2 tRNA genes and 3 rRNA genes are annotated in these 5,847 nt (G+C 50.0%); all 5 read left to right on the plus strand.

Going from position 1 to position 5,847, the window contains the following annotated elements:
* Nucleotides 1-292 precede the first annotated feature (292 nt).
* Nucleotides 293-1,833, plus strand: a 16S ribosomal RNA gene (locus tag HMPREF2572_RS00345).
* Nucleotides 1,834-1,934: 101 nt separating this feature from the next.
* A tRNA-Ile gene (locus HMPREF2572_RS00350) sits at nucleotides 1,935-2,011 on the plus strand.
* 5 nt (nucleotides 2,012-2,016) lie between these two features.
* Nucleotides 2,017-2,092, plus strand: a tRNA-Ala gene (locus tag HMPREF2572_RS00355).
* A 431-nt stretch (nucleotides 2,093-2,523) separates the two neighbouring features.
* Nucleotides 2,524-5,415, plus strand: a 23S ribosomal RNA gene (locus HMPREF2572_RS00360).
* 94 nt (nucleotides 5,416-5,509) lie between these two features.
* A 5S ribosomal RNA gene (rrf, locus tag HMPREF2572_RS00365) occupies nucleotides 5,510-5,623 on the plus strand.
* The 16S, 23S and 5S rRNA genes sit together here with 2 tRNA genes alongside, the layout of an rRNA operon.
* Nucleotides 5,624-5,847: the final 224 nt, after the last annotated feature.

Consider the following 5,847-nt stretch of genomic DNA (forward strand, 5'->3'; position numbering starts at 1 on the left):
GTTGACGGTTTTTGGTGGTGGGGGTATAGTTCGGTTCTTCGCTGCTTCGGCGGTGGTTGAACGAACTGATAAGTATATCACAGTTGGTCTGATTTTTCGAGGTTTTAAGAAAAGTTTTGATTGACAATGAGATGAAATGCTTTATAATTCGTTTTCGCTCTTTAACAAAACAGATTACCGATAAGTGTGAGTGCGACAGCCTCACACTGTTTGAAAGACAGACAAGATGATGTTTTAGACATTGTCCTGTCGGTTTCTTTGAAGCAGACCAGAAGTTAAAAAGTTAGAGATTGAACATAAGAGTTTGATCCTGGCTCAGATTGAACGCTGGCGGCATGCTTTACACATGCAAGTCGGACGGCAGCACAGAGAAGCTTGCTTCTTGGGTGGCGAGTGGCGAACGGGTGAGTAATATATCGGAACGTACCGAGCAGTGGGGGATAACTAATCGAAAGATTAGCTAATACCGCATATTTTCTGAGGAAGAAAGCAGGGGACCATTTGGCCTTGCGCTGTTTGAGCGGCCGATATCTGATTAGCTAGTTGGTGGGGTAAAGGCCTACCAAGGCGACGATCAGTAGCGGGTCTGAGAGGATGATCCGCCACACTGGGACTGAGACACGGCCCAGACTCCTACGGGAGGCAGCAGTGGGGAATTTTGGACAATGGGCGCAAGCCTGATCCAGCCATGCCGCGTGTCTGAAGAAGGCCTTCGGGTTGTAAAGGACTTTTGTCAGGGAAGAAAAGGGCGGGGTTAATACCCCTGTCTGATGACGGTACCTGAAGAATAAGCACCGGCTAACTACGTGCCAGCAGCCGCGGTAATACGTAGGGTGCGAGCGTTAATCGGAATTACTGGGCGTAAAGCGGGCGCAGACGGTTACTTAAGCAGGATGTGAAATCCCCGGGCTCAACCTGGGAACTGCGTTCTGAACTGGGTGACTAGAGTGTGTCAGAGGGAGGTAGAATTCCACGTGTAGCAGTGAAATGCGTAGAGATGTGGAGGAATACCGATGGCGAAGGCAGCCTCCTGGGATAACACTGACGTTCATGCCCGAAAGCGTGGGTAGCAAACAGGATTAGATACCCTGGTAGTCCACGCCCTAAACGATGTCGATTAGCTGTTGGGCAGCTTGACTGCTTAGTAGCGAAGCTAACGCGTGAAATCGACCGCCTGGGGAGTACGGTCGCAAGATTAAAACTCAAAGGAATTGACGGGGACCCGCACAAGCGGTGGATGATGTGGATTAATTCGATGCAACGCGAAGAACCTTACCTGGTCTTGACATGTACGGAACCCTCCAGAGACGGAGGGGTGCCTTCGGGAGCCGTAACACAGGTGCTGCATGGCTGTCGTCAGCTCGTGTCGTGAGATGTTGGGTTAAGTCCCGCAACGAGCGCAACCCTTGTCATTAGTTGCCATCATTAAGTTGGGCACTCTAATGAGACTGCCGGTGACAAGCCGGAGGAAGGTGGGGATGACGTCAAGTCCTCATGGCCCTTATGACCAGGGCTTCACACGTCATACAATGGTCGGTACAGAGGGTAGCCAAGCCGCGAGGTGGAGCCAATCTCACAAAACCGATCGTAGTCCGGATTGCACTCTGCAACTCGAGTGCATGAAGTCGGAATCGCTAGTAATCGCAGGTCAGCATACTGCGGTGAATACGTTCCCGGGTCTTGTACACACCGCCCGTCACACCATGGGAGTGGGGGATACCAGAAGTAGGTAGGGTAACCGCAAGGGGCCCGCTTACCACGGTATGCTTCATGACTGGGGTGAAGTCGTAACAAGGTAGCCGTAGGGGAACCTGCGGCTGGATCACCTCCTTTCTAGAGAAAGAAGAGGCTGTCGTATTCACACTTATCGGTAAACTGTAGAAGATGCGGAAAAATGCTTGAGTGAAGACAAGATTCGCTTAAGAAGAGAATCCGGGTTTGTAGCTCAGCTGGTTAGAGCACACGCTTGATAAGCGTGGGGTCGGAGGTTCAAGTCCTCCCAGACCCACCAAGAACGGGGGCATAGCTCAGTTGGTAGAGCACCTGCTTTGCAAGCAGGGGGTCATCGGTTCGATCCCGTTTGCCTCCACCAATACTTTCCAAATCAAAGCGAGTTAAAAAGGCAGTGTAACTGCTTTCTTTTTTTCTAAAGAGAAGTCTACTGACGAATCAGTTTGACGGGAAAAGAAAGGCTGCTATAATAATCAGCTCATTTTGATTTGCGAAGTAAATAGCAATATTGAACGCATCGATCTTTAACAAATTGGAAAGCCGAAATCAACAAACAAAGACAATGTGTCTGTTTTTGATGATTGACTAATTGCAAATGGTCAGTTATCTCCTAAATAGGAAAAGAAAAACAGGTACAGTATTTGGGTGATGATTGTATCGACTTAATCCCGAAAGACAAAAGGCGGGATTAAGACACAACAAGCAGTAAGCTTTATCAAAGTAGGAAATTCAAGTTTGATGTTCTTGTCAACGGAATGTCAGGCGAAGTCAGAGAAGTTCTTGAAATGATAGAGTCAAGTGAATAAGTGCATCAGGTGGATGCCTTGGCGATGATAGGCGACGAAGGACGTGTAAGCCTGCGAAAAGCGTGGGGGAGCTGGCAATAAAGCTATGATCCCGCGATGTCCGAATGGGGAAACCCACTGCATTCTGTGCAGTATCCTAAGTTGAATACATAGACTTAGAGAAGCGAACCCGGAGAACTGAACCATCTAAGTACCCGGAGGAAAAGAAATCAACCGAGATTCCGCAAGTAGTGGCGAGCGAACGCGGAGGAGCCTGTACGTAATAACTGTCGAGATAGAAGAACAAGCTGGGAAGCTTGACCATAGTGGGTGATAGTCCCGTATTCGAAATCTCAATAGTGGTACTAAGCGTACGAAAAGTAGGGCGGGACACGTGAAATCCTGTCTGAATATGGGGGGACCATCCTCCAAGGCTAAATACTCATCATCGACCGATAGTGAACCAGTACCGTGAGGGAAAGGCGAAAAGAACCCCGGGAGGGGAGTGAAATAGAACCTGAAACCTGATGCATACAAACAGTGGGAGCACCCTTGTGGTGTGACTGCGTACCTTTTGTATAATGGGTCAACGACTTACATTCAGTAGCGAGCTTAACCGAATAGGGGAGGCGTAGGGAAACCGAGTCTTAATAGGGCGAACAGTTGCTGGGTGTAGACCCGAAACCGAGTGATCTATCCATGGCCAGGTTGAAGGTGCCGTAACAGGTACTGGAGGACCGAACCCACGCATGTTGCAAAATGCGGGGATGAGCTGTGGATAGGGGTGAAAGGCTAAACAAACTCGGAGATAGCTGGTTCTCCCCGAAAACTATTTAGGTAGTGCCTCGAGCAAGACACTGATGGGGGTAAAGCACTGTTATGGCTAGGGGGTTATTGCAACTTACCAACCCATGGCAAACTAAGAATACCATCAAGTGGTTCCTCGGGAGACAGACAGCGGGTGCTAACGTCCGTTGTCAAGAGGGAAACAACCCAGACCGCCAGCTAAGGTCCCAAATGATAGATTAAGTGGTAAACGAAGTGGGAAGGCCCAGACAGCCAGGATGTTGGCTTAGAAGCAGCCATCATTTAAAGAAAGCGTAATAGCTCACTGGTCGAGTCGTCCTGCGCGGAAGATGTAACGGGGCTCAAATCTATAACCGAAGCTGCGGATGCCGGTTTACTGGCATGGTAGGGGAGCGTTCTGTAGGCCGATGAAGGTGCATTGTAAAGTGTGCTGGAGGTATCAGAAGTGCGAATGTTGACATGAGTAGCGATAAAGCGGGTGAAAAGCCCGCTCGCCGAAAGCCCAAGGTTTCCTACGCAACGTTCATCGGCGTAGGGTGAGTCGGCCCCTAAGGCGAGGCAGAAATGCGTAGTCGATGGGAAACAGGTTAATATTCCTGTACTTGATTCAAATGCGATGTGGGGACGGAGAAGGTTAGGTTAGCAAGCTGTTGGAATAGCTTGTTTAAGCCGGTAGGTGGAAGACTTAGGCAAATCCGGGTCTTCTTAACACCGAGAAGTGACGACGAGTGTCTACGGACATGAAGTAACCGATACCACGCTTCCAGGAAAAGCCACTAAGCTTCAGTTTGAATTGAACCGTACCGCAAACCGACACAGGTGGGCAGGATGAGAATTCTAAGGCGCTTGAGAGAACTCGGGAGAAGGAACTCGGCAAATTGATACCGTAACTTCGGGAGAAGGTATGCCCTCTAAGGTTAAGGACTTGCTCCGTAAGCCCTGGAGGGTCGCAGAGAATAGGTGGCTGCGACTGTTTATTAAAAACACAGCACTCTGCTAACACGAAAGTGGACGTATAGGGTGTGACGCCTGCCCGGTGCTGGAAGGTTAATTGAAGATGTGAGAGCATCGGATCGAAGCCCCAGTAAACGGCGGCCGTAACTATAACGGTCCTAAGGTAGCGAAATTCCTTGTCGGGTAAGTTCCGACCCGCACGAATGGCGTAACGATGGCCACACTGTCTCCTCCCGAGACTCAGCGAAGTTGAAGTGGTTGTGAAGATGCAATCTACCCGCTGCTAGACGGAAAGACCCCGTGAACCTTTACTGTAGCTTTGCATTGGACTTTGAAGTCACTTGTGTAGGATAGGTGGGAGGCTTTGAAGCAGAGACGCCAGTCTCTGTGGAGCCGTCCTTGAAATACCACCCTGGTGTCTTTGAGGTTCTAACCCAGACCCGTTATCCGGGTCGGGGACCGTGCATGGTAGGCAGTTTGACTGGGGCGGTCTCCTCCCAAAGAGTAACGGAGGAGTTCGAAGGTTACCTAGGTCCGGTCGGAAATCGGACTGATAGTGCAATGGCAAAAGGTAGCTTAACTGCGAGACCGACAAGTCGAGCAGGTGCGAAAGCAGGACATAGTGATCCGGTGGTTCTGTATGGAAGGGCCATCGCTCAACGGATAAAAGGTACTCCGGGGATAACAGGCTGATTCCGCCCAAGAGTTCATATCGACGGCGGAGTTTGGCACCTCGATGTCGGCTCATCACATCCTGGGGCTGTAGTCGGTCCCAAGGGTATGGCTGTTCGCCATTTAAAGTGGTACGTGAGCTGGGTTTAAAACGTCGTGAGACAGTTTGGTCCCTATCTGCAGTGGGCGTTGGAAGTTTGACGGGGGCTGCTCCTAGTACGAGAGGACCGGAGTGGACGAACCTCTGGTGTACCGGTTGTAACGCCAGTTGCATAGCCGGGTAGCTAAGTTCGGAAGAGATAAGCGCTGAAAGCATCTAAGCGCGAAACTCGCCTGAAGATGAGACTTCCCTTGTGGTTTAACCACACTAAAGAGTCGTTCGAGACCAGGACGTTGATAGGTGGGGTGTGGAAGCGCGGTAACGTGTGAAGCTAACCCATACTAATTGCTCGTGAGGCTTGACTCTATCATTTGAAGGACTTCAAAGATAAAAGCTTACTGACTGATTCAGTCATCACCAAATATATTGATTAAGGCTTTACCGATTTGTACAGTTTAAGTTTGGCGGCCATAGCGAGTTGGTCCCACGCCTTCCCATACCGAACAGGACCGTGAAACGACTCAGCGCCGATGATAGTGTGGTTCTTCCATGCGAAAGTAGGTCACTGCCAAACACCTATTCTAAGCCCCCGACAGATGTCGGGGGCTTTTACTTTGATCTTGTGTTTTACCTTGTACTTGTACTTGAAGCCGTGCTTGCCGTTCCTTCTGATGATGGAGCGACTTGTTGACGAGTGACGGTAGGGTGGTTACGGTAATGGTAGGGTCAGCGGGTATAGGGATGTGACGGATGGGAAGAGGGCGGGTAAAATATAGTGGATTAACTTTAAACCAGTAC

Origin of the sequence: Neisseria sp. HMSC064E01 (assembly GCF_001808875.1) — a bacterium.
GTDB classification, from domain to species: domain Bacteria; phylum Pseudomonadota; class Gammaproteobacteria; order Burkholderiales; family Neisseriaceae; genus Neisseria; species Neisseria sicca_A.